Consider the following 22,892-nt stretch of genomic DNA (forward strand, 5'->3'; position numbering starts at 1 on the left):
AGACTGAATTGAGGCTCGTCTGCCGACGATCGCGGTGGCCGGCGCGACCGCGTACAGTGTAAATCGGTACGCGACCCTCGCTTGTGCTGACTCAGAACAGCTGCGGCTCTTAACATCAAGCGATGGAGGAGAGCATGCCGTGGACATCCAGAACGCTCATTGAGGCGAAGCAGGAGTTTGTCGCTTTAGCCAATTCGCCTCACGCAAACATCCGAGCCCTCTGTCGCAAGTTCAACGTCAGCCCCAAAACGGCTTACAAGCTGCTCGCGCGTGTTCGTACAATGGGGTCTGATGGGTATCAGGATCGCTCCCGGCGGCCTCGGCACCATCCTTCGAGAACGCCAGCAGAAATCGAGGACGAAGTCTTGTCGGTCCGGGCGTTTCATCCGCTCTGGGGCGCCCGGCGGATCGCGGGCGAACTTCGCAAAAGCGGTCGAGCAAGAATCCCGGCTCCATCGACAATCTCAACTATCCTCTCACGAAGAGGTGCACTGAGCTCTGCGGACGCTATGGCCGCGATCGCCCGTCTCGCGGGCGACCCAGCCGGCGAGCTGCCCGCGTGCTGGAAGGCGAAGATGCCTCCCACTATCGACAGATTCGATCTCCGCATTGTCGGCGAGCATTTGCTGAGCGGACGGATACTCGACCGCAGGCGAGCCATAGTGCTAATAACACATTGGCTCGGTGTTCGACAAAGCAAGTTGTGTGGACTGATCGGGCTAAGTCCTGTCACTTGGCGGCGGTGTCTTCGCATCTACACGGAAGGAGGTGCGGATGCATTGTTCGCGCGGCGCCGAAGTCCTGCGCGAAAATTTGATAGAGAAGAACTCAAGAACGCCCTTTTTGACACCCTGCACCGGCCGCCAAGCGGATTCGGGATCAACCGCACCACATGGAGGGTTGTCGATCTTGCTGGTGTCCTCACGCTGCAAGGACAGCCAGTGAGCGAGGATACGGTCCGCAAGATCATAAACTCTTCGGGTTACAAGTGGCGCAAAGCCCGCGTCGTGCTGACCTCGAACGACCCGGAATTTTCTCAGAAGCTCGATCGCATCAAGTCGATCTTAAGCAACCTTGCCCCCGACGAAGCATTCTTCTCAATCGACGAGTTTGGGCCCTTTGCCATCAAGCACCAGCCCGGGAAATCGCTTACGGGTCCCGGCGAACGGCCGCTCGTTCAGCAATGGCAAAAATCTCGGGGAAAGGTCACGCTGACGGCGGCAATCGAGCTTTCGTCCAATCAGGTAACGCACTTCTATAGCGAGAAGAAGAACACGGCCGAAATGATCCGGATGATGAAGATTCTGCTCGATCAATACGAGAATTGCAGATGCATCTATCTGTCTTGGGACGCCGCCTCTTGGCACATCTCGAAGGAGCTGAGCCAAGCGGTAGAGGATCACAACAGCCGGATCGTCGGGCCTACAGTAGTGATCGCACCGTTGCCCGCTCGGGCGCAGTTTCTCAACGTCATTGAATCGGTCTTTAGCGGCATGGCACGCGCCATCATTCACAATAGCAACTACCATTCGCCTGACGAGGCAAGAGCGGCGATCGACCGATATTTTGAGGAAAGGAATGAGCATTTCCGCGCGAATCCGCGAAGGGCTGGCAACAAAATCTGGGGGAAAGAGCGAGTCCCTGCAGAATTCTTCCAGTCGCACAACTGCAAGGACCCGCAGCTCGGTTGATACGCACGGAAGCGCAATTAGGATGACGGTCTACCAAATTGATCTTGACCAACGCCCCAAGCACGCGCTCTGCAGCATCGGGGTTTATGTACTGCCACCCGATCACCTAGTTCTTGATCCCTTCCGCGCGAAGTAGGTCGTTGAAACTGAGGTGGATCACACCTTCCTTGTCGCAAATATCAGGGATCTTTTGTCGTTTGCTGCTATCCTGATCTACGTTCGTTTTCTTTTCACTGCTGATAACAGGAAGTCCAAGAGTCTTCGCCAGGGCAATGATCGTTAGATCGTTCAATCCGATAGTACCCTTCCGATTGCCATTGTACTCAGAGATGGCGGCCGCGTGTCGGACCTTCATCTCCTCGTAGTGAGCCACATACGTCTTCCAGTCCCAGCTCTCTTCCTCTATTTCCATCTGAAGTGCGATTGCGTTATTCTTGATGCACTCTCCAATCGGACCGGGAAGGTGTTCGAGCTCTTCGAATATCTCGACGGTCACAGCAAACGTCCCGTCTACAACTAATCCAGCGATTTTCGCCCATATAGTTGGATGGATGTCCTCTGGCATGAACTCCAGAGGGTTGCTCAACCCCGATGTGTCGAGGCAATATCTCTTCATCAGGTTCTAAAATGATTTCGGATGTCATCGAGGTGGGCAAGATTTTTGATGCCCATAAATTCTGCCGCATTGTGGTTCGTGATCATTCCGTTGGACCACGCCTCAAGGACAAGTCCAGTGTAAAGATCACCACGGGATGACCGAAATCTTGAACCATAGTATTCGGGACGACCGCCGCCCTTGAATTCCTTCTCTTGCTGAAGGAATTGAGGTCTCTTTACGCGCCAGTAGAAATCTTGATCGACGTAACCGAGCTCAACGAGCCGAACTAGTGCAGCGTGTCGACTCACACAGAATGCGTTAGCCACGGCTGCAATCTTTCCGTCGTCTATGCTGCGCTCTGGTCGACGCGGCACTGGCTGGAGTAGCCGAACGACTTCGGTTTTGGGCATTAGGAATGCGCCCGCAAAGCCGTCGCACCAATCCTCTACCGACCGCGCCCGCGTCTTGCTTGGCGCTGATCCTATTGGACCACTGATCCCACTCTCCTTAAGGACCACGTGTCCGAGCTCATGTGCAAGCGTGAAAGCCTGTGCGGTTGGAGCTTCCTTGCTGAAGACGAGTACGGGCAGAGGACTTGCAAAGAGACACATGCCTCTCGCGCCGAAGGCCGCTAGACCCGAATTCTTCATAGTTATGATGCCCGCGCGTTCTAGGTAGTCCCGGAATGCGCTGACGAACTTGGCCTTATCGTTACCCTTGCGCGAATACTGCTCATCCATCGGTAGCTTCAGCGCTTCGCGAACAGTCGCCGCCGCCGCTTCATGGTTTTTCCCAAGGGGCCAGTAGAATGAGCTGTCAAGGACGAGCGGTTTGATTCCCAGAATTTCGTAGAGGTCGAGCGCATTGAGGCGTGTCTGTTCGGCCTCTGCCTGGATTAGTAGAAGTTCGTATTGCTCATTTGGAGCCTCGGCTTCTGAATGGAGCCGAAAATCCGGAACCAGTTGCAGCTCCTTTATCTGCGGCTGCTCCTTGGACAGAAGCTCCATAAACGGCACGTCGTAGACATTCGCTAGCTTACGGGCTTGCTTCACGGTTGGGAGGTCTGCGCCTGCCTCCCATCGCTGTATGTGATCGGGCGTTACCCCGGCTCCTTTCGCAGCGCTCTCCACGGACAGACGCACGCGCTTCCGCGCCCATTGAAGGACGTCGCGATTGAACGGCGCTCTTTCTTTTTTCTGGGCGATAGCCATTGCGCGTCACCTTAGCGCAAAATGTAAACTGAATGATGTGAGTTTCAACGCTTCGCGCCATGGTTGCGGAGAAAGCGCCCGCAGCGCGAACGCAACCAAAGGGCGGCGTTCTTCACCCTAGCCCGATATTGGGGTCACTTCTGCTAGGGATTTGATCCCGCTGGTACAGTTGGGTGGGCTCGAACCACCGACCTCCTGTTCCACAGACAGGCGCTCTAACCAACTGAGCTACAACTGCATCCTTGCGAGCCGCGCCTTGGGCTGCCTGAAAAGGCCTGACGCCTGAGGGGGGCTGGACGGGGCGGAAACTAGGTGCAACGGCCCGGTTTGGCAAGGCCGCAAAACCCGATATTTCCCCTCTTAAACACCAGGAAACCAGGTCGATCGGCCGGGCGGGATCACCTCTCCCTCCGGGAGAGGTGGACGGAGTGCTGGGCGCGAGCGGAGCAAACCCATTGCAAAAGAAAAACCCGGGCCTTTCGGGCCCGGGCTTCCTATCTCACACCAATCCGACCGCTCAGGCGGCGGACGGATAGTACTTCGAGGCGCTGGCCTTGATCGGCTCGGCGGTCTCGGCGGCGACGCGCTGGGTGAGCTCGACCAGCTCCTTGGCCTGGGCCTGGTAGGTCTCGAGCTGCTTGCGGGCGTGGCCGGTCCACAGCTCCATCGCTTCCGTCGGCGACTTGGCGCCGAACAGCTGCTGGGCGAAGTCGAGCTGGGCGCTCGAATTGGCCTTCATGAACTCGACCAGCTTGGCGGTGTACTCGCTCGCGCCCTTGGAGGCGGAGGTGAAGACGGCCTCGACGGTGCCGTTGTGGGTCTCGGCGGCGTCCTTGAACTTGGCGTAGTTCTCGCGGGCCTGCGCCGCGCCCTTCTCGGCGAACGCACGCATCTGCTCGGGAACCTCGAACGGGATGATCGAGGCAGAAAACGGATCAGTCGCACCTGTCATGTTGGTCCCTCACGCTAATTGAAAAAATGGAGTGAGCCTTCTGGCGCGCCCGCCGGCCCCCATCATGGGCCTCGCATTGAGCGGGAACGAAGACTGGAAACGCGAAACAATCGAGATGGCTCGCCCAGCGCCAAGCACTATGACTGCCTATCATGTCAACATTGTGCATCGCAACGCGGCAGAGACGTGCGGTGCGAAATTTAATCTCGGGGAGGATGAGGTTCCGGGGGTGGGGAACCGGGGGTTGAAGTGAAGAGGCACGGAGGCGAGCGGCTTTCTTACCCTCCCCTGGAGGGTCCGGGACGAGCGTAGCTCGCCCGTGGGTCGCTCGCGCAAAGCGCGGGCGGGGTGGGGTGATCTCTCCACTCGGGGACCGCCCGTGGGGAGAGACTGTCACCCCACCTCGGTTCGCTCTCCGCTTCGCTGCGTGCGAACCGATCCTCCCCCTCCAGGGGAGGATGGCAGCGCGCATGCCGCGCGCCCCTCCCCAACCCACGAATCCCTTGGATGCAACATCGGCTCGGCTTGCGGGGGTGGCGGGATTAAGGTTATCGCCGCTTGGGGGGCGCTTGCGGGCTTTGGGCCGTGGACCTGGTCGCGCCTTCCGGGCGATACTAACCCTTTCTTAAGGCTGTCATTCCCGGCAGCCGCCACACGTGAAGCGTGAGATGCAGCCGGCCTGATGACGCGTTCGGATTTCCAGTTGCGAGGGGTGGGCGATCCGCGGCTGGCCGTGCATGCGACCTCTGCCCTGCCGGCCTGGCTGTGGTCGACCGACGGCGCGCGCGTGCTGTGGGCCAATCCGGTCGGCGCAAAACTGTTCGGCGCGGCCAACAGCGCCGGCCTTGCGGACAAGGTGTTCGGCCCCGCCGACAGCCATCGCCGCCAGGTGGTCCGGCTCGCCCGACAGCTGCCGGCGAACGGCGCGGTGCGGCTCGAGCGGCTGCGCGGCTTCGGCGCCCGGTTAGGGGCGCTGATGACCTGTGCTTGCGCGCGGCTCGACTTTGCCGATGGCGGCCATGCCGTGCTCGTCATCGCGATGGACCCGACGCTGCGCACGATGCCGTTGGTCGAGCGGCTGCATCGGCTGGTCGCCGGCGCCAAGGTGCCGATGGCGGCGTTCGCGCCGGACGGGCTGTTCGTCGGTGCGAGCGAGGCTGCGCACGCCCTGCTCGGCTTCCGCGATCTGTTCGAGGCCGGGCTCGACCGGGCGCGCAGCGATGCGCTGGCAACCGGTCGGGCCGCGACGCCGATCGGCATCGGCCAGATGGTGCTGCAACGGGTCGGCCAAGGCGCCGATGTCGGCCTGGTCGCGCTGATCGAGCCGGGCGCCACCACAGCGGCGCGCGATGCCGCGCCGGAGGTCACGCCCGTCGAACAGCCGGCCCCAGTGCCGGATCACGCGCAGCCTGCGCTGCCGGACGAGGCGCCGTCTGCGATCGCGCTGTTCGATGCTTTCGCCGAGCCGGCCGAGGCACCGGTCGAGACGAACGCGCCTGATGTCCCCGAGGCGCCCAAAACTCCGGTTGAAAACCAGCCGCAAGCCATTGTGTCGCCGCAGCCCGCGCCGATCAATGCGGGCATGGTCGAGCCGACTTCGGGCCAGCACTCTTCGGGCCAGCACTCTTCAGGCCATGATTCTTCGGGCCAGCAAGAGCCGGCCGCACCGCGTCAGCATCCGCTGCGCTTCCTCTGGCAGATGGATGAAGAGGGCCGCTTTGCGCTCGGCTCCGATGACTTCATCCGCCTGATGGGCACGCACACGGCCGCCGGCTTCGGCCGCCCCTGGCGCGAGATCGCCGAGGCGTTTTCGCTCGATCCCGAAGGGCGCGTGGCCAAGGCGCTCGACAGCCAGGACACCTGGGCCGGCATCACAGTGAACTGGCCGGCCGACGGCGACGAGCACATTCCGGTTGAGCTCGCGGGCCTGCCGGTCTACGACCGCAACCGCAACTTCGCCGGCTTCCGCGGCTTTGGCGTCTGCCGCGATCTCGACGCGCTCAACCGGCTCGAGGCGCTCAGGCGCTTCGAGCTGCTCGTCGACCCGCCGGCGCAGGATCGCTCCACTGAGGCCGTCGCGCTCGATGCGGAGGCCGAGCCGCAAGCCAAGCCTGAAGCGGCGGCGGAAGCAGAGGTTGAGGGCGAAGCAGTGGCGGCGCCGCCGCCGATCGCGCCATCCGAGCCCGAGCCTCAAGCCGAGCCCGACCTGCCAGAGCCCACAAGCGAGACGACTTCACACCCAACCGAACTGGACACGCCCGTGGAAACGCCTCCCAATGTCGTGCCGTTCCGCCCGCACGGCGATGCGCGGTCTCCGACGCTGACGCCGGTCGAGAACAGCGCGTTCAACGAGCTCGCGCGGCAATTGTCCGAGCGGCTCGAACGCGAGCGCGAGAGCATCGCCACCGACGCGGCCGAGCCGGTTGCGGAGATCACAGCCGAAGCGCCCGAGCCGGAGGCGCCGCAGGCCGCAGCCGAATGGCTGACCGAGCCCGCACCGCCAGCCCGCGGGATGAGCGCGCGCGACCGCACGCTGCTCGACCTGTTGCCGACGGGCATCCTGATCTACCGGCTCGACCGCCTGCTCTACGCCAATCCCGCCTTCCTCGCGCGCATGGGCTATGACAGCCTGACCGCGCTGGAGCATGCCGGCGGGCTGGATGCGCTCTATGTCGAGCCGGGCGTGTCGGCGGCCAGCAGCACCTCGCAAGGCGGCACGCCTGTGACGATCAGCGCGGCGGTTGCGAATGGCGACGCACCGCTTCCGACGACGGAAGCGCATCTGCACACCATCGACTGGGACGGTGACGGCGCGCATGCGCTGATCTGCGCGCTGCCGGAGGCGGCACCGATCGCCGCGCCTGCCGTTGCGGACACCGTGGTGGCAGCAGAATCTGACGCAGCTGACGCGGAGCCAGCGGCCGGCGAAGCCGAGGCCGAGGATCTCGCCGCCATCCTCGACACCACGGCCGAGGGCATCGTGATGTTCGATGCCGAAGGCAACATCCACGCCTGCAATCGTAGCGCGGAGGCGCTGTTCGGCTATGACGGCGAGGCGCTGCTGCAGCAGAATCTGCTGACGCTGTTCGCGCCCGAGAGCCAGCAAATCGTCGCCGATTATCTGCAAAGCCTGAAGAGCCAGGACATCTCCAGCCTGCTCGATCACGGCCGCGAGGTGCTGGGCCGCGAGAAGAAGGGCGGCGTGCTTCCGCTCGCGATGATCATGGGCCGCACGCGCCCCGAAGGGCCGAACTTCTTCGCCGTGTTCCGCGATCTCTCGCACGCCAAGAAGGGCGAGAGCGAATTGACCCAGGCCCGCCGCCTCGTCGACGGTGCGGCGAATGCCAAGGCCGACATGCTGGCGCGGATCAGCCACGAGATCCGCACGCCGCTCAACGCCATCATCGGCTTTGCCGAGGTGATGATCTCCGAGCGCTTCGGCACGCTCGGCAACGAGCGCTACGGCGAATACATGAAGGACATCCGCGCGTCCGGCGAGCGCGTCATCGCCATCATCGACGATTTGCTGGAGCTGTCGCGGATCGAGACCGGCAAGCTCGACCTGAATTTTTCGAATCTGAACCTCAACGACCTGGTCGAAGCCTGCGTGACGGTGATGCAGCCGCAGGCCAACCGCGAGCGCATCATCATCCGCACCTCGCTCGCCCATGCGCTGCCGCAGGTGAGCGTGGATGCGCGCGCGATGCGGCAGATCACCATGAACCTGATCTCGAACTCGATCCGGCTTGCCAGCGCCGGCGGCCAGGTCATCGTCTCGACCGCGCTGACCGACCGCGGCGAGATCGCGCTTCGCATCCGCGACACCGGCCATGGCCTTTCCGAGCGCGAGGTCGCCGCCGCCATGGAGCCGTTCCGCACCCCGCCGCCGGGCGACGCCGCCGACAGCTCGGCACTGAGCCTGTCGCTGACGAAAGCGCTGGTCGAAGCCAACCGCGCGCGGTTCAACATCAAGAGCGCCGGCCACGGCACGCTGATCGAGGTGGTGCTCGCACCGGCGCTGGCGGGGGCGTAGGGCTCCGCCGTCATTGCGAGCGGAGCGAAGCAATCCAGACTGCCGCCGCGGAAAGACTCTGGATTGCTTCGCTGCGCTCGCAATGACGAAGGGCACGGCTTGCGCCGTGCCCTTCGCAATTCAGGCGATGCTTCGGATCAGCTGTAGATCTCGAACAGGCCGGCGCCGCCCTGGCCGCCGCCGATGCACATCGTCACCACGCCCCACTTGGCCTTGCGGCGGGCGCCTTCCTGCAGCAGATGGCCGGTGAGACGGGCGCCGGTCATGCCGAAGGGATGGCCGATCGCGATCGAGCCGCCGTTGACGTTGTACTTGGCGGGATCGATGCCGAGCTGGTCGCGGCAATACAGGCACTGGCTGGCAAAGGCCTCGTTGAGCTCCCACAGGTCGATGTCGTCGATCTTGAGCCCGGTGCGCTTCAAGAGCTTCGGAATCGCGAAGACAGGGCCGATGCCCATCTCGTCCGGCTCGCAGCCGGCGGTCGCCCAGGCGACGAAGCGGCCGAGCGGCTTGAGGCCGCGCTTCTCGGCGTCCTTGGCTTCCATCAGCACCACGGCGGCGGCGCCGTCGGAGAGCTGGCTGGCATTGCCGGCGGTGACGAACTTGCCCGGGCCCTTCACCGGCTCGAGCTTTGCCAGACCTTCCATCGTGGTGTCGGGGCGATTGCATTCGTCGCGATCGACGACGTAGTCGACGATCGATTCGGCCTTGGTCTGCTTGTCGACGACCTTCATCTTGGTCTTCATCGGGACGATCTCGTCCTTGAACTTGTTCGCCTGCTGCGCCGCGGCCATGCGGCGCTGCGATTCCAGCGAGAACTCGTCCTGATATTCACGGCTGAGCTTGTAGCGCTCGGCGACGATGTCGGCGGTGTCGATCATCGCCATGAAAATGTCGGGGGCGACCTTGAGCAGCTCCGGATCGATCGATTCCTTCGGCGAGCCGCCGCCCGGAATCGAGATGCTCTCGACGCCGCCGGCGACGATGCAATCGGCGCCGTCGGAGCGGATCGAGTTCGCGGCCATCGCGATGGTCTGCAGGCCCGAGGAGCAGAAGCGGTTCACCGACACGCCGGCGGTGGTCTTCGGCAGGCCGGCGAGCAGCGCGGCCTGACGGCCGATGTTCGGCGCGCCATGGGCGCAATTGCCGAGATAGCAATCCTCGACATAGTCCTTCTCGACGCCGGCGCGGTCCACCGCGTGGTGAATGGCGTGCGCCGCAAGCGACATCGGCGGCGTGATGTTGAACCCGCCGCGGCCGGATTTTGCGAGGCCCGTGCGCGCATAGGAAACGATGACGGCTTCACGCATTGTTTTCTCCCTTGTCGAACGATTTTGAACGGAGCGTATTTACGAGGCGTTCTGGCGCCATTGGTACACAGTTTGGCAGGCGCGGGGAAAATAAAACGCCGCCTCCCGGCGAAGGAAGCGGCGTTGTTCCGCGGGTCGGAATATGTCTGTAGAAGGCGAAGGAATTCGACTCTGTTGGCCTGCTGTGTCACCTCTCCCCAGCGGGGAGAGGTCGGATTGCGCCAGCAATCCGGGTGAGGGGCCGCAGCAATCGGTGAGAGCCTAACCCCTCACCCGGATCGCATCTCGCGATGCGATCCGACCTCTCCCTTCGGGAGAGGTGAAGATCAAAACGTCAGCGCCTTGGCCTGCTTGACCTGCGGCAGGGCCTGCACCTTGGCGAGCACGTCGGCCGGTACCACACCGTCGACCTCGACCAGCGCAATGGCATCGCTGCCGGGGGCGACGCGGCCGAGATGGAAGGTCGCGATGTTGATCTTGGCGTCGCCCAGAAGCCCCGCGAACTTGCCGATGAAGCCGGGCTTGTCCTCGTTGGTGACGTAGATCATCGACTTGCCGAACTCGGCGTCGACCCGGATGCCCTTAACGTCGACGAGGCGCGGCTTGCCGTCGTGATAGACGGTACCGGAGACCGAGCGCTCCTGGCGTTCGGTCGCGACGGTGACGGTGATCAGGCTCTCATAGTCGCTTTGGGCGGCGCGGACGATCTCGTCCACCACCATGCCGCGCTCCTTGGCGACGACCGGCGCCGACACGACGTTGACCTCGCCGAGCATCGGGCGCAGCAGACCCGACAGCACGGCGGAGGTGATCGCCTTGATCTTCATCTCGGCGACGTGGCCCTCATAGGTGATCTCGACCTTGAGGATGCCGCTCTCGGTGAGCTGGCCGGCGAACGAGCCGAGCTTCTCGGCAAGCGCGATGAACGGCTTCAGCTTCGGCGCCTCTTCCGCCGTGATCGAGGGGAAGTTGACCGCGTTCGAGATCGCGCCGGTGAGCAGGTAATCCGACATCTGCTCGGCGACTTGCAGCGCGACGTTCTCCTGGGCTTCCGTGGTGGAAGCGCCGAGATGCGGCGTGCAGATCACGTTGGGATGGCCGAACAGCACGTTCTTGGTCGCGGGCTCCTCGACGAAGACGTCGAAGGCGGCGCCCGCAATGTGCTTGGCGTTGAGCGCTTCGACCACCGCCTGCTCGTCGACGAGACCGCCGCGGGCGCAGTTGATCAGGCGGACGCCCTTCTTCATCTTGGCGATCGCGGCCGCATCGATGATGTTCCTGGTCTTCTCGGTCAGCGGCGTGTGCAGCGTGATGAAGTCGGCGCGCTTGAGCAGATCGTCGAGCTCGACCTTCTCGACCCCGATGTCCTTGGCGCGCTCCGGCGACAGGAACGGGTCGAACGCGATCACCTTCATGCGCAGGCCAAGCGCGCGGTCGGCGACGATCGAGCCGATATTGCCGCAGCCGACGACGCCCAGCACCTTGCCGGTGATCTCGACGCCCATGAAGCGGTTCTTCTCCCACTTGCCGGCTTGGGTCGAGGCGTCGGCCTGCGGGATCTCGCGGGCGAGCGCCAGCATCAGCGTGATGGCGTGCTCGGCGGTCGTGATCGAATTGCCGAACGGCGTGTTCATCACGATGATGCCCTTGGCCGTGGCGGCCGGGATCTCGACATTGTCGACGCCGATGCCGGCGCGGCCGATCACCTTCAGCTTCGTCGCCTTCTCGAGGATCTTGGCGGTCGCCTTGGTCGCGGAGCGGATCGCAAGGCCGTCGTAATTGCCGATGATCTCGGCGAGCTTGTCCTTGTCCTTGCCGAGATTGGGCTGGAAGTCGACCTCGACGCCGCGGTCCTTGAAGATCTGCACGGCAGCGGGCGAGAGGGCGTCGGAAATGAGAACTTTGGGTTTGGTCATGGGGATGTGTCCTTCACACCCTCCCCTGGAGGGGGAGGGTCGGCGCGAAGCGCCGGGGTGGGGTGAAGCTGCAACAAAGAAAATTGCCGGTGCGCCGTGTGGAGAGATCACCCCACCCCGCCGCACCTGACGGTGCGTCGACCGCCTTGGCTAGCGTGGCCTTGGTCTCGGCGAAGGCCCAGTCGATCCACTGCGTCAGCAGCTCGACGTCCTTTGCTTCCACCGTGGCGCCGCACCAGATGCGCAGGCCCGCCGGCGCATCGCGGTAATAAGCGAAGTCGTAGCCTGCGCCTTCCTTCTCGACGAGGGCCACCAGCTTCTTGCTGAACTCCGCCTGCGCGTCCTCGGAGAGCGAGGTGATCGCGGGATCGGTGAACTTCAGGCACACCGAGGTGTTGGAGCGGATCGAGGCGTCCTTGGCCAGGAAGTCGATCCAGGGCGTCTTCGCCTTCCAGTCGGCGAGCACCTTGGTGTTGGCGTCGGCGCGCGCGATCAGCGCCTTGAGACCGCCGATCGACTTGGCCCAGTTCAGCGCATCGAGATAATCCTCGACGCAGAGCATCGACGGCGTGTTGATGGTCTCGCCGACGAAGATGCCTTCATTGAGCTTGCCGCCCTTGGTCATGCGGAAGATCTTCGGCAGCGGCCAGGCCGGCTTGTAGGTCTCGAGCCGCTCCACCGCACGGGGCGAGAGGATCAGCATCCCGTGCGCGGCCTCGCCGCCGAGCGCCTTCTGCCAGGAGAAGGTGACGACGTCGAGCTTGGCCCAGTCGAGAGCTTGCGCAAACGCGGCGGACGTCGCATCGCAGATGGTCAGGCCTTCGCGGCTCGCGCTGATCCAGTTGGCATCAGGCACGCGCACGCCGGAGGTGGTGCCGTTCCAGGTGAAGACGACGTCGGTCTTGGGATCGACCTTCGACAGATCGGGGATCTCACCGTAAGCCGCATTGAGCTTGGTGACGTCCTTGAGCTTCAATTCCTTGACGATATCGCTGACCCAGCCCTCGCCGAAGGATTCCCAGGCGAGCGTGGTGACGGGCCGTGCGCCGAGCAGCGACCACAGCGCCATCTCGACCGCGCCGGTATCGGAGGCCGGCACGATGCCGATGCGGTAATCGGCGGGGACCTCGAGCACTTCGCGGGTGAGGTCGATGGCGAGCTTGAGCTTGGTCTTGCCGATCTTCGCGCGATGCGAGCGGCCGAGGGCTGCGTCCTTGAGATTTTGGGCGTTCCAGCCGGGGCGCTTGGCGCAGGGGCCGGAGGAGAAATGCGGCACGTTCGGCCGCGAAGCGGGCTTCGCTACAGTCATGATCTACCCTTCCAGATAGTAAGCCTCCCGTTGGGGGGAGGTGTCCCGCCGCGGCTGATACGGGAATCGGGAAGGTCCGTCAAGGAAGTTCGGGGGCCTCACGCGCCATTGATGGCGCTTCCGGTGCAATATCAGGGGACTGGACAACGGCGAGTGCGTTCAGCAAGTCCGTGGCATCGCTGATCAATTGCGCGGCCTTGCGGCGGCTGCCGACCTTCAAAATGCATTTGTCATTGGCCTGCACGACGTAATCGTTGCCGACCTTGATGATGGAATAGCTTGTCATCGAAATCCCCGAACCGACCGAGCTCGGTGCCTGACGCTGCGTAGCACCGTTCGTTCCTTCATCAACGTGAACGACGGCTGGGTAGTTTACCGGCTCTTAACATGAACGAACGCGCGATCCGATTTCGCTGATTGCGCAACGGCCGCGTGGTGCTGCGTCAAAAGCGGACAGTCATGCCGACGTGACTCGCCGCAAAACCGAGCCGCTCGTAGAAGCGCTGCGCATCGACGCGCGTCTGATGCGTCAGAAGCTCGACGAGATTGCAGCCCCGCGCCTTTGCTTCCGTCACGGCCCATTGCACCAATCGCTCGCCGATGCCGCGGCTGCGACAATCAGCGGCAACGCGAACGTCCTCGAGCAGGCCGCGCGATCCGCCTTGCGAGCTCAGGCCCGGCAGGATCGCGAGCTGCAGGCAGCCGACCACCCTGCCCTCGCTCTCGGCAACCACCAGCGTGAGATTCGGATCGCGCTCGACCCGCGCGAATGCGTCGTAATAGACGGCGGGCAACGGATCCTCCACGCGCTCGCGCGCGCGGCCGAGATGATCGTCGGCGAGCATCGCAACGATCGCGGCGACGTCCTCGCGGCGCGCGGGACGGATGGAGACCGTTTCGGCACTCATGTCAGATAGCTCCGGATTCAACGCGCCGGCGGTAGGCCGAGAAACGCTTCGACTTCGCCGATCCAGCGGCGGACGGACGCATAGCGGCCGAGGTCGAAGGCGCCTTCATGCGCGAGGCGGGTATAGGCGAGCAGCGACACGTCGGCGAGCGACACCTCGTCACCGGCGAAGAAGCGGCTGGATGAGAGATGTTGCTCCATGCGATCGAGCGCCGCATAGCCGCGCTTGACCTTTTCAGGATCGAGCTCGGAGGCGTCCTTGCCGAGATAGACCATGAGGAAGCGGCACACCGCGATGTAGGGCTCGTGGCTGTACTGCTCCCAGAACAGCCATTCGTCCATCTTGGCCGCCGTGAAGGCGTCGCGCGGAACGAGCGCGCTGTCGCGGGCGAGATAGCGGATGATGGCGTTGGACTGCGCCAGCGTGCGGCCGTCGCCGAATGCAACGGTCGGCACCTGGCCGGCGCCGTTCATCTTCAGGAATTGCGGCGTGCGCGTCTCGCCCTTGCGCGTGTCGATCTCGATCCACTGGTAGGGCAATGCGAGCTTGTCGCAGACCCACTTCACCTTGAGACAGTTTCCGGAATTGCTGTCGCCATAGATCTTCATCGCTGCCGCCCCGCTTTCGGAACGACAGAGCATCAGGGGGCGAGAAACTTGTCAACCAGGCAGGAAGGGCTCAAAACTTGTAGCCGAGGCCGACATGCGCGTTGTTCAGCGTCACCGACGTGTTCATGACGGGCGAGAACTGCACGTACTCATATTCAATTCGCGCGAACAAGCCACCCCACAGGCAATATTCGAGTCCGATGCCGGCGGTCCAGCCGACCACGAAGGCGTTGGTCTTGTGCTGACCCTGCGTTTGCGACTGAGCTGGAACGGGATTAGTCGTTCCTGGCACGATTATGGTGTTACCTAATAGGTCTGTCGTGGTCGTATCGGTACGCAGGGTTACGTTGCTGGATACCGTGCGGGAAACATCCATACGGCCGACGGCAGCGCCGCCGAAGACATACGGCATGAAGTCACCACCATCCCAGCCCATGCGCCCACGCAACGTGACCATATCTTTGACTTGAGCCGTGGCGGCCCCGGTCAGAGTCACGTTCCAATGATTGAAGGCACCTGGCGGCACCGTGTCGCCAGGCGGGTTGATGATGTCGAGAGCGTTGGAGCCGGTCGACGCGGTCTTGAGGTTGTTGAAGTAGGTGTAGGTACCTTCGAGACCAAGCACCGCGTCGTACCATTGCCAGTTGCGGCCAACGAACCCACCGAAATTCGTGCTCTGTGCCGTGTTCTTGCTGAGGAGCGACCATGACGCGGTCGGCTGCTGAAGCACGCTGTCACGAAAGATGTAGTTGGTCAGGCCGACCACGCTCTGGCCGAAATCGGTCGAGTCGGTCGTGTAACCGAAGTGACCGCCAGCGTAGGGGCCATCCCAATTACGGGTCGTCTTCGACAGACCGTCGGTGAAGCCGCCGCGCAGCACGGGCAGGTCCGGCATGTCAGCCGCTTGCGCGGCCGATACCGTCCCCAACATCGCCGCTGCCAACACCAGCCTACGCATCACCACGCTCCATCGGACTCGAACTGTTGCGATGATCATCGCCCGTTAACCTTAACCAATGGTTGCGGCGGGCGCTTTGGTCGATGCTCGCCATGAAAAATACGCAAAGCAAAACGGCGCGGGATAATCCCGCGCCGTTAAGAAGTCCTAACCGATCCGCCTTCCGATCAGCCCTTGGTGACCAGCGGCGGCGGCGGCACGTAGGCCGGCGGGCTGTTGAGATCCCAGCGCACGCCGAGCTTGACGTCGTGCGAGGTGAGCTCCTTGATCTTGATCGAGGTCGGGCCGGAGGCGCTGTTGTCGAACAAGCGGAAGTTGCCGGGCGCCGCATCGCCGAGATTCATGTAGCTGTAGGCCAGTTCGACGGTGAACCCGGGATTGACCTTGTAGGCGAGACCGGCATGAGCGGCCCAGGCGAAGTTCCACTTTCCGTTATCGGCGAAGTAGGCGACGCTGTTGCTGAGCAACGGGTTGAAGGACACGCCGTCGTCCCGGAAGCCGCTGATCTTGTTGTAGGAGCCGCCGACGCCCGCGCCGATGAACGGCGTGACGCACCACCAGGTGCCGAGATCGACATAGGCGTTGGCCATCACGACCCACTCGGACTTGCTGCCGGTGTAGTTGTTGACGCCCACGAAGCCGGGCCCAACGACGTTATCGCTGCCGTGCAGATTGGCTTTGCCGCGGTACTGGCCGATCACGTCGGCGCGGAACCAGTTGTTGAAGCGATAGCCGACGCCGAGATCGAACAGCGGGGATGAGTCGAAGCCGAGGCCCTCTGTCGTCTTCGTGAACCCTGCCGGCAGGGTGCTCTCGATGCGCTTGGCGCTCTGGTTGGTCATGCCGATGTCGCCGCGCAGATACCAGCCGCCGAAGTCGGCGGGCGGAGCCGGCGGCGCGTACATGGGAGGGGGAGCGGCGATCGGCATGTCGGCGGCGAACGCCATCGACGAGATCAGGGTCGCCGCACCCGCGGCAAGGAGAGACTTAACGCTACGCATTGGCTTCGTCCTTATGGCCGGTGAGGCAAAATACGGGCGCCTCACGTTCTGGAAACTCACGGGGAGGACGATGCCAGCAAATGCTTAAGCGCCACTTAACCCTAATTTTTAAGGTTGATTTTTTCTGACCCTACACGCGCGCGCCGCGCGAGCGTTGCAAAATTGCCGCGCAAAATGCGACATCGGCGCCGCATTCCCTAGCGATGTGTGAAGTCGCAACGCGGCAAGAGAGGATGCGTTAACGCACGTGCCGCGGCAGCTTGGGCAGGAATACCGCGAGCAACCCGATCGCCGGCAGCCAGGCGCAGACCTGGTAGACGAACTCGATCGAGGTGTGGTCGGCGAGCTTGCCGAGCACGGCCGCACCCAGGCCCCCGATGCCGAAGGCGACGCCGAAGAACACGCCGGAGATCATGCCGAAGCGATGCGGCACCAGCTCCTGCGCGAACACGATGATCGACGACGTCGTCGAGGAGATGATCAGGCCGATCGCGACGCTGAGCACGGCGCTGGCAGCGAGCCCGGCATAGGGCAGCGCCAGGGTGAACGGCAGCGCGCCGAGGATCGAGATCCAGATCACGATCTTGCGGCCGAAGCGGTCGCCCAGGGGACCGCCGAGAAACGCACCGACCGCGTTCGCCGCGAGGAAGACGAAGAGATAGATCTGGGCCGCCTGCGTCGACACGCCGAAACGGTCGATCAGGTAGAAAATGTAATAGCTCGACAGGCTCGAGACGTAGAGCTGCTTGGAGAACAACAGCGCGACCAGCACGAGAAGCGCGAGCGCGACGCGACGCGAGCTCGGCGCGCCGGGATGGGTGTCGGCGGCCGCCGCCTGCTTCGTCGTGATCTGCGGCGCGTACCAGCGCCCGATGCGCCAGAGAATGAGGATCGCGAGAAACGCGATCGATGAGAACCAGGCGATGCTGCCCTGCCCGAACGGCACCACGATCAACGCAGCGAGCACCGGCCCCATCGAGGTACCGAAACTGCCGCCGAGCTGAAACACCGATTGCGCAAAACCATAGCGGCCGCCGGAAGCGAGCCGCGCGATGCGCGCCGATTCCGGGTGAAACACCGCCGAGCCGAGTCCGACCAGCGCGGCGGCAACGAGAATGACGAGATATTGGTGCGCGACGCTGAGCAGCAGCAGGCCGAAGAAGGTCGAGGCCATGCCGACCGCCAGCGAATAGGGCTGCGCCTTCTTGTCGGTGTAGTGCCCGACCACCGGCTGCAGCAGCGAGGCCGTGAACTGGAACGCCAGCGTGATCATGCCGATCTGCGCGAAGTCGAGCGCGTAGGTGTCCTTCAGGATCGGATACACCGAGGCGATCAGCGACTGCATGGTGTCGTTGAGGAAGTGCGAGACGCTGATGCCGGCGAGCACGAGGTAAGCCGGCCCCGCCGCCTTGACGGCAGCCGGCGCCACGTCGGCGACGACGACGGGCTCGGTCAGCGTTTCCTCTGAGACGACGACAGGCTTGTTCAAGGCGGCAATCCCGGCAGGCGCGGCGAACCGCAGCAACCGCTCATTACGATGCAAGCCGCGGTGAAACCACCGTCAATCGCAAATGGCTGGGATGCGCGAGGCCCTCTCCGCGAGTCGGATATAGTAGGGTGGGCAAAGGCGCCCTTGCGCCGTGCCCACGATCTTTCCGATACGGCGACAGACGCGTGGGCACGCTTCGCTTTGCCCACCCTACGATGCTCTGCGCTCCATCCGGTCTACGATCGCGCCTTACGCCGCCGCCTGCCCCAGCGCCGAAACGATGGTGTCGACGACGTCCTCGACGAGGTGACGGTCCTCGCCTTCGCCCATGACGCGGATCACGGGCTCGGTGCCGGAGGAGCGGATCAAGAGACGGCCGTGGCCGTTGAGGCGCTTCTCGCCGTCGGAGATCGCCGACTTGACGTCGGAATCGTCGAGCGGCTTGCCGCCCTTGTGGCGGACATTCTTGAGGATCTGCGGCAGCGGATCGAAGCGGTGGCAGACTTCCGACACCGGACGACGCAGCTTCTGCACCACGGCGAGCACCTGCAACGCCGCGACAAAACCGTCGCCCGTCGTGGCGTAATCGGACAGGATGATGTGGCCGGACTGCTCGCCGCCGAGATTGTAGCCGCCGTTCAGCATCTGCTCGAGCACGTAGCGGTCGCCGACCGGCGTGCGCACGAGATCGAGCCCCTGCCCTTTGAGGAAGCGCTCGAGGCCGAGATTGGACATCACGGTGGCGACGATGCCGGGACGCGACAGCCGCCCGTCCTCCTTCCAGCTCTGCGCGATCACCGCGAGCAGCTGGTCGCCGTCGACGACATGGCCGCGCTCGTCGACCAGGATGACGCGATCGGCGTCGCCGTCCAGCGCGATGCCGATGTCGGCGCGCATCTCGCGTACCTTCTTCGACAGCGCCTCCGGCGAGGTCGAGCCGCAATCCTTGTTGATGTTGAAACCGTCGGGTTCGACGCCGATCGGCACCACGTCGGCGCCCAATTCCCACAGCGCTTCGGGCACCACCTTGTAGGCGGCCCCGTTGGCGCAATCGATCACGACGCGCAGGCCCTCGAGCGAAAGGTCGCGCGGCAGCGTGCGCTTGGCGAACTCGATGTAGCGGTCATGCACGCCGTCGATACGGCGGGCGCGGCCCAAGCTCGCGCTCTGCGCGAGCCGCTTGTCGAGGGATTCGTCGAGCAGCTGCTCGATCTGCCGCTCGACATCGTCGGAGAGCTTGAAGCCCTGCGGGCCGAACAGCTTGATGCCGTTGTCCTCGAACAGATTGTGCGAGGCGGAGATCATGACGCCGAGATCGGCGCGCATCGACTTGGTCAGCATCGCGACCGCCGGCGTCGGCATCGGGCCGACCAGCAGCACGTCCATGCCGACCGAGGTGAAGCCTGCGACCATGGCGTATTCGATCATGTAGCCGGACAGGCGGGTGTCCTTGCCGATCACGACCCGGTGGCGGTGGTCGCCGCGCTGAAACGCAAGGCCCGCGGCCTGGCCGACCTTGAGCGCGAGCTCCGGCGTGATCAGTCCGTTGGCGCGGCCCCTAATCCCGTCCGTCCCGAAATATTTGCGGCTCATATCGTCCCCCAAGCAACAACCAGGGAGTCCCCTCTACAACCACGGGCTGCCCCAACGGGACCCGCATCCCTGATTTGCCGAGGTCTTATAAAGCTATCGCGGCTAACTTGGCTTCAAAAAATATGATGAATCGTTACGGAACCGGCGCCGCGACCGCCCCGATAACATATTGTTAACATTGTAATTCCTGCGTGACCAGCGAAAAGCGGCGGAACTCGCCTAATCCGAGCGCTTCACATGGCTGTCGGCGCGGCTAGGGGCCGGCTGGGTGACATTGACTGGATCTGAGCCCGGGAAGGTCTCCTCCAGTCCCTCTTCCAGCGCCTCCTCGAGATCGTGCTTCTCCTTGATCTCTTCCGGCGAAGGTGGCGCGTGCGGCTTCGTCATGACGCTCTCCTTGGCGCTCTCCTTCCAAAACGTTCTGCAAACGATTTGGCTGTGCATCCAACCATGCTAGATGACCCCGAAATCTTCCGATGCAAGACTGTTGGGACATGACGGGCCGGGGAAACGACATGAAGCATATTACCTGTATCGACGATCTTCGCACGCTGCATCAGCGCCGCGTGCCGAAGGCGTTCTTCGACTATTGCGACCGCGGCTCCTATGCCGAGGAGACGCTGCGCGCCAACCGCGAGGACATGCAGGCGATCAAGTTCCGCCAGCGCATCCTGGTCGACGTCTCCAAGCGCGATACCTCGACCACGATCCTCGGCGAGCCCTCGACCATGCCGCTGATCCTCGCGCCGGTCGGCCTGCTCGGCATGCAGCACGGCGACGGCGAGATCCACGCCTGCCGCGCCGCGCAGGCCGCCGGCATCCCGTTCACGCAATCGACCATGTCGATCTGCTCGATCGAGGACATCGCCGCCAGTGTCGAGAAGCCGTTCTGGTTCCAGCTCTACGTGATGAAGGACCGCGGCTTCATCAAGGAATTGATCCAGCGCGCGATGGCTGCCAAGTGCAGCGCGCTGGTGCTCACGGTCGACCTGCAGGTGATCGGCCAGCGCCACGCCGACATCAAGAACGGCATGACGGTGCCGCCCGAATGGTCGCTGTCGAAGCTGCTCGACTTCGCCAGCAAGCCGGCCTGGGTTTCCGGCGTGCTGCAGGGCAAGCGCCGTACCTTCGGCAACATCGCGGGACACGTGAAGAACACCGAGGATCTCAACCGCCTCGCCGAGTGGACCGCCTCGCAGTTCGACACCTCGTTGAACTGGAAGGACGTCGAGTGGGTCCGCAGCATCTGGCCGGGCAAGCTCATCATCAAGGGCATCCTCGACGTCGAGGACGCCGAGGAAGCCGCCAAGACCGGCGCGCAGGCGCTCGTCGTCTCCAACCATGGTGGCCGCCAGCTCGACGGCGCGCCGTCCTCGATCGAGGTCCTACCGGAGATTGCGGACGCGGTCGGCGACAGGATGGAGATCATGTTCGACGGCGGCATCCGCTCCGGCCAGGACGTGATGCGCGCGCTCGCGCTCGGCGCGAAGTCCTGCATGATCGGCCGCGCCTATGCCTACGGTCTCGGTGCCGGCGGCCAGGCCGGCGTCGCCAAGGCGATCGACATCATCCAGAAGGAGCTGCTCACCACGATGGGCCTGTGCGGCGTCAACCGGATCGACGAGATCGACGATCACGTCATTGCAGTGTGAGTGCGCGGCGGTGCCGTAGGGTGGGCAAAGCGGAAGCGTGCCCACCATTGGTGCGCGAATGAGCGAGAGAGAGCGTGGGCACGGCGCAAGCGCGCCTTTGCCCACCCTACGAATTCAACGCTCGATCATTCACATCGGCGGCGTCAGGCCGTCGCGGCCGACGCTGACACGGCTGGTCTCGAAGGAGCCGTCCGGCAATTGCTTCAGGAAGGCGATCACCTTGGCGCCGGCCTTCAGCTCGGATTTGTCGCCGGGCACGAAGGTCACGACCGGCGTGTCGTCGGCGACGAACACCTTCTTCTCGCCGTCCTTGTACTTGACCAGCAGCGTGTGACCGTCATTGCCGACGACGCTCTCGGCCACCGTCGCATTGGTCATGCTGGAATTGGGCTTGAGGTCCCAGGGCCGCGAGCCTTCGCCGGTGCCGCGCATGGCTTCCGGAAACACGTGCACCTCGACGGCGTTCTGGCTGCCGTCCGGCCCCGGCACGGTGGTCGCGCCGATGAACGAGCCCGGCTTGATGTCGGCGAGCGAGATCTTGGTAACGCCCGACACGTTCACGTCGGAGGCGAGGCGAAGCTTGACCTCTTCACCGCTGCGCGACTTGACCTGCATGGTGTCGCCATTGACGCTTTCGATGGTGCCGCGCACGCGCGTCGGCACCGGCGCCTTCTGGGCGAAGGCGCAATAGGTCGAGACGGCCACCATCGCGACGGCGATCAGCGGACGTGTGAAAGTTGCACGTTGAACAGACATGACGGTCTCCGATTGTCCCCAGGAAGAGAGAACTCCGAAAGACCCCGCACTATTCTCTCAAGACTTCGTGAGATCGGCCTCGATTAACGCGCGCAGCTCGGCCGTGACCTCGGGCCGCCGCCCGAACCACAGCTCGAAACCGCGCACCGCCTGATGCAGCAGCATGCCGAGCCCGTCGGCGGTCTTCAGGCCGCGCGCCATGGCCGCGGCGAGCAGGGGGGTCACCAGGGGAACATAGACGAGGTCGGCGACGACGGCGTCTTGCGGCAGGCGCGCGACGTCGATATCGAGCGAAGGCTGGCCATGCATGCCGAGCGAGGTCGTGTTCACGAGAAGTCTTGCGCCCGGCAGCACGTCCCCGATCGCATCCCACGGCAGCGGATGCACATTCGATCCGAACTGCCTTGCCAGCGTCCCGGCTCGTGCAAGGGTGCGATTGGCGACATGAACGCAGCTGATGCCGCGCTCCAGCAGGCCGAACACGACCGCACGCGCGGCGCCGCCAGCGCCCAACACCAGCGCCTCCTTGGCCATGTCCCAGCCGGGCGCGCTGGCGTCGAGATTGTTGATGAAGCCTTCGACATCGGTGTTGGTCGAGCGCAGCTCGCCCTCGGCGAACCACAGCGTGTTCGCAGCGCCGACGGCCCGGGCGCGCGCGTCGGGGGTCGACAGCGCCAGCACGGCTTCCTTGTGCGGGATGGTGACGTTGGCACCGACGAAGCCGCGCAGCGACAGCCGCAGCACGAAATCGCGCAGATCCTCCGGCGGCACCGCCTCGATGACATAGCCGCCCTCAATGCCGAGCGTGCGCAGCCAGTGACGGTGGATCAGCGGCGAGCGCGAATGCGCGGCCGGCCATCCGATCAGACAGGCTGCGGGGATCCTGGACGCGGTCATCTTTCCCTCG

The 22,892-nt window shown here is 63.8% G+C and carries 18 protein-coding genes, 1 tRNA gene and 1 pseudogene; 3 read left to right on the forward strand and 17 right to left on the reverse strand.

What is annotated here, in order from left to right; all coding sequences use genetic code 11:
* Positions 1–134: 134 nt before the first annotated feature.
* The gene (locus tag DCG74_RS01335) at positions 135–1,691 is read left to right on the forward strand and encodes an IS630 family transposase (protein ID WP_172788981.1); all 1,557 of its coding nucleotides are present in this window, start codon (positions 135–137) and stop codon (positions 1,689–1,691) included.
* Positions 1,692–1,797: 106 nt separating this feature from the next.
* Here the strand turns inward: DCG74_RS01335 and DCG74_RS01340 are convergent, their stop codons facing one another.
* From DCG74_RS01340 to DCG74_RS01355, 4 genes are all read right to left on the reverse strand, one after another.
* Positions 1,798–2,307 carry a DUF4411 family protein gene (locus DCG74_RS01340; RefSeq protein WP_257187539.1) on the reverse strand — a complete coding sequence of 170 codons (510 nt, stop codon included), beginning with the start codon at positions 2,305–2,307 and terminating at the stop codon, positions 1,798–1,800.
* A complete protein-coding gene (locus tag DCG74_RS01345) occupies positions 2,307–3,500 on the reverse strand; it encodes an ImmA/IrrE family metallo-endopeptidase (RefSeq protein ID WP_172788979.1) in 1,194 nt (397 codons plus the stop codon). Before DCG74_RS01345 ends, DCG74_RS01340 begins: the two co-directional genes overlap by 1 nt.
* A 161-nt stretch (positions 3,501–3,661) precedes the next feature.
* Positions 3,662–3,738: transfer RNA gene (locus tag DCG74_RS01350), tRNA-His, on the reverse strand.
* A gap of 279 nt (positions 3,739–4,017) precedes the next feature.
* On the reverse strand, positions 4,018–4,452 hold the full coding sequence (locus DCG74_RS01355) for a phasin (RefSeq protein WP_172788978.1): 435 nt from the start codon (positions 4,450–4,452) through the stop codon (positions 4,018–4,020).
* Between the two features lie 682 nt (positions 4,453–5,134).
* On the opposite strand from DCG74_RS01355, the gene DCG74_RS01360 reads away from it, so the two are divergent.
* The gene (locus DCG74_RS01360) at positions 5,135–8,485 is read left to right on the forward strand and encodes a PAS domain S-box protein (protein ID WP_172788977.1); all 3,351 of its coding nucleotides are present in this window, start codon (positions 5,135–5,137) and stop codon (positions 8,483–8,485) included.
* Positions 8,486–8,622: 137 nt separating this feature from the next.
* Here DCG74_RS01360 and DCG74_RS01365 read toward each other — a convergent pair whose 3' ends face one another.
* From DCG74_RS01365 to DCG74_RS01415, 11 genes and pseudogenes are all read right to left on the reverse strand, one after another.
* Complete coding sequence (locus tag DCG74_RS01365) at positions 8,623–9,795, reverse strand: thiolase family protein (RefSeq protein ID WP_172788976.1); 1,173 nt, start codon at positions 9,793–9,795, stop codon at positions 8,623–8,625.
* A gap of 326 nt (positions 9,796–10,121) precedes the next feature.
* Complete coding sequence (serA, locus tag DCG74_RS01370; protein ID WP_172788975.1) at positions 10,122–11,711, reverse strand: phosphoglycerate dehydrogenase; 1,590 nt, start codon at positions 11,709–11,711, stop codon at positions 10,122–10,124.
* A gap of 142 nt (positions 11,712–11,853) precedes the next feature.
* A pseudogene (locus DCG74_RS01375) lies at positions 11,854–13,020 on the reverse strand (phosphoserine transaminase); the annotation flags it as partial.
* A 79-nt stretch (positions 13,021–13,099) separates the two neighbouring features.
* Positions 13,100–13,306: a hypothetical protein gene (locus DCG74_RS01380; protein WP_172788708.1), complete on the reverse strand. Its 207-nt coding sequence runs from the start codon at positions 13,304–13,306 to the stop codon at positions 13,100–13,102.
* A gap of 157 nt (positions 13,307–13,463) precedes the next feature.
* Entirely contained in the window at positions 13,464–13,928 is a 465-nt protein-coding gene (locus DCG74_RS01385; protein WP_172788709.1) for a GNAT family N-acetyltransferase, read from the reverse strand.
* Positions 13,929–13,945: 17 nt separating this feature from the next.
* Positions 13,946–14,536 carry a glutathione S-transferase family protein gene (locus DCG74_RS01390; protein WP_172788710.1) on the reverse strand — a complete coding sequence of 197 codons (591 nt, stop codon included), beginning with the start codon at positions 14,534–14,536 and terminating at the stop codon, positions 13,946–13,948.
* Positions 14,537–14,606: 70 nt separating this feature from the next.
* Positions 14,607–15,494, reverse strand: a complete 888-nt coding sequence (locus DCG74_RS01395) for an outer membrane protein (RefSeq protein WP_172788711.1) — start codon at positions 15,492–15,494, stop codon at positions 14,607–14,609.
* A gap of 167 nt (positions 15,495–15,661) precedes the next feature.
* A complete protein-coding gene (locus DCG74_RS01400) occupies positions 15,662–16,495 on the reverse strand; it encodes an outer membrane protein (protein WP_172788712.1) in 834 nt (277 codons plus the stop codon).
* Positions 16,496–16,733: 238 nt separating this feature from the next.
* Positions 16,734–17,984, reverse strand: coding sequence for an MFS transporter (locus tag DCG74_RS01405; RefSeq protein WP_172788713.1), 1,251 nt, complete (start codon positions 17,982–17,984; stop codon positions 16,734–16,736).
* Between the two features lie 249 nt (positions 17,985–18,233).
* Complete coding sequence (gene glmM, locus DCG74_RS01410; RefSeq protein ID WP_172788714.1) at positions 18,234–19,577, reverse strand: phosphoglucosamine mutase; 1,344 nt, start codon at positions 19,575–19,577, stop codon at positions 18,234–18,236.
* A 219-nt stretch (positions 19,578–19,796) separates the two neighbouring features.
* On the reverse strand, positions 19,797–19,964 hold the full coding sequence (locus tag DCG74_RS01415; protein WP_172788715.1) for a hypothetical protein: 168 nt from the start codon (positions 19,962–19,964) through the stop codon (positions 19,797–19,799).
* Between the two features lie 128 nt (positions 19,965–20,092).
* Between DCG74_RS01415 and DCG74_RS01420 the strand changes: the two genes are divergently transcribed.
* Positions 20,093–21,229: an alpha-hydroxy acid oxidase gene (locus DCG74_RS01420; RefSeq protein ID WP_172788716.1), complete on the forward strand. Its 1,137-nt coding sequence runs from the start codon at positions 20,093–20,095 to the stop codon at positions 21,227–21,229.
* Positions 21,230–21,358: 129 nt separating this feature from the next.
* On the opposite strand, the gene DCG74_RS01425 is transcribed toward DCG74_RS01420, so the two are convergent.
* Together DCG74_RS01425 and DCG74_RS01430 are read right to left on the reverse strand one after the other, a co-directional pair.
* Entirely contained in the window at positions 21,359–21,985 is a 627-nt protein-coding gene (locus DCG74_RS01425; protein WP_172788717.1) for a hypothetical protein, read from the reverse strand.
* A gap of 57 nt (positions 21,986–22,042) precedes the next feature.
* Complete coding sequence (locus tag DCG74_RS01430; RefSeq protein ID WP_172788718.1) at positions 22,043–22,882, reverse strand: shikimate dehydrogenase; 840 nt, start codon at positions 22,880–22,882, stop codon at positions 22,043–22,045.
* Between the last annotated feature and the right edge of the window lie 10 nt (positions 22,883–22,892).

It is taken from the genome of Bradyrhizobium sp. WBAH42 (assembly GCF_024585265.1).
In the GTDB taxonomy this organism is placed as follows: domain Bacteria; phylum Pseudomonadota; class Alphaproteobacteria; order Rhizobiales; family Xanthobacteraceae; genus Bradyrhizobium.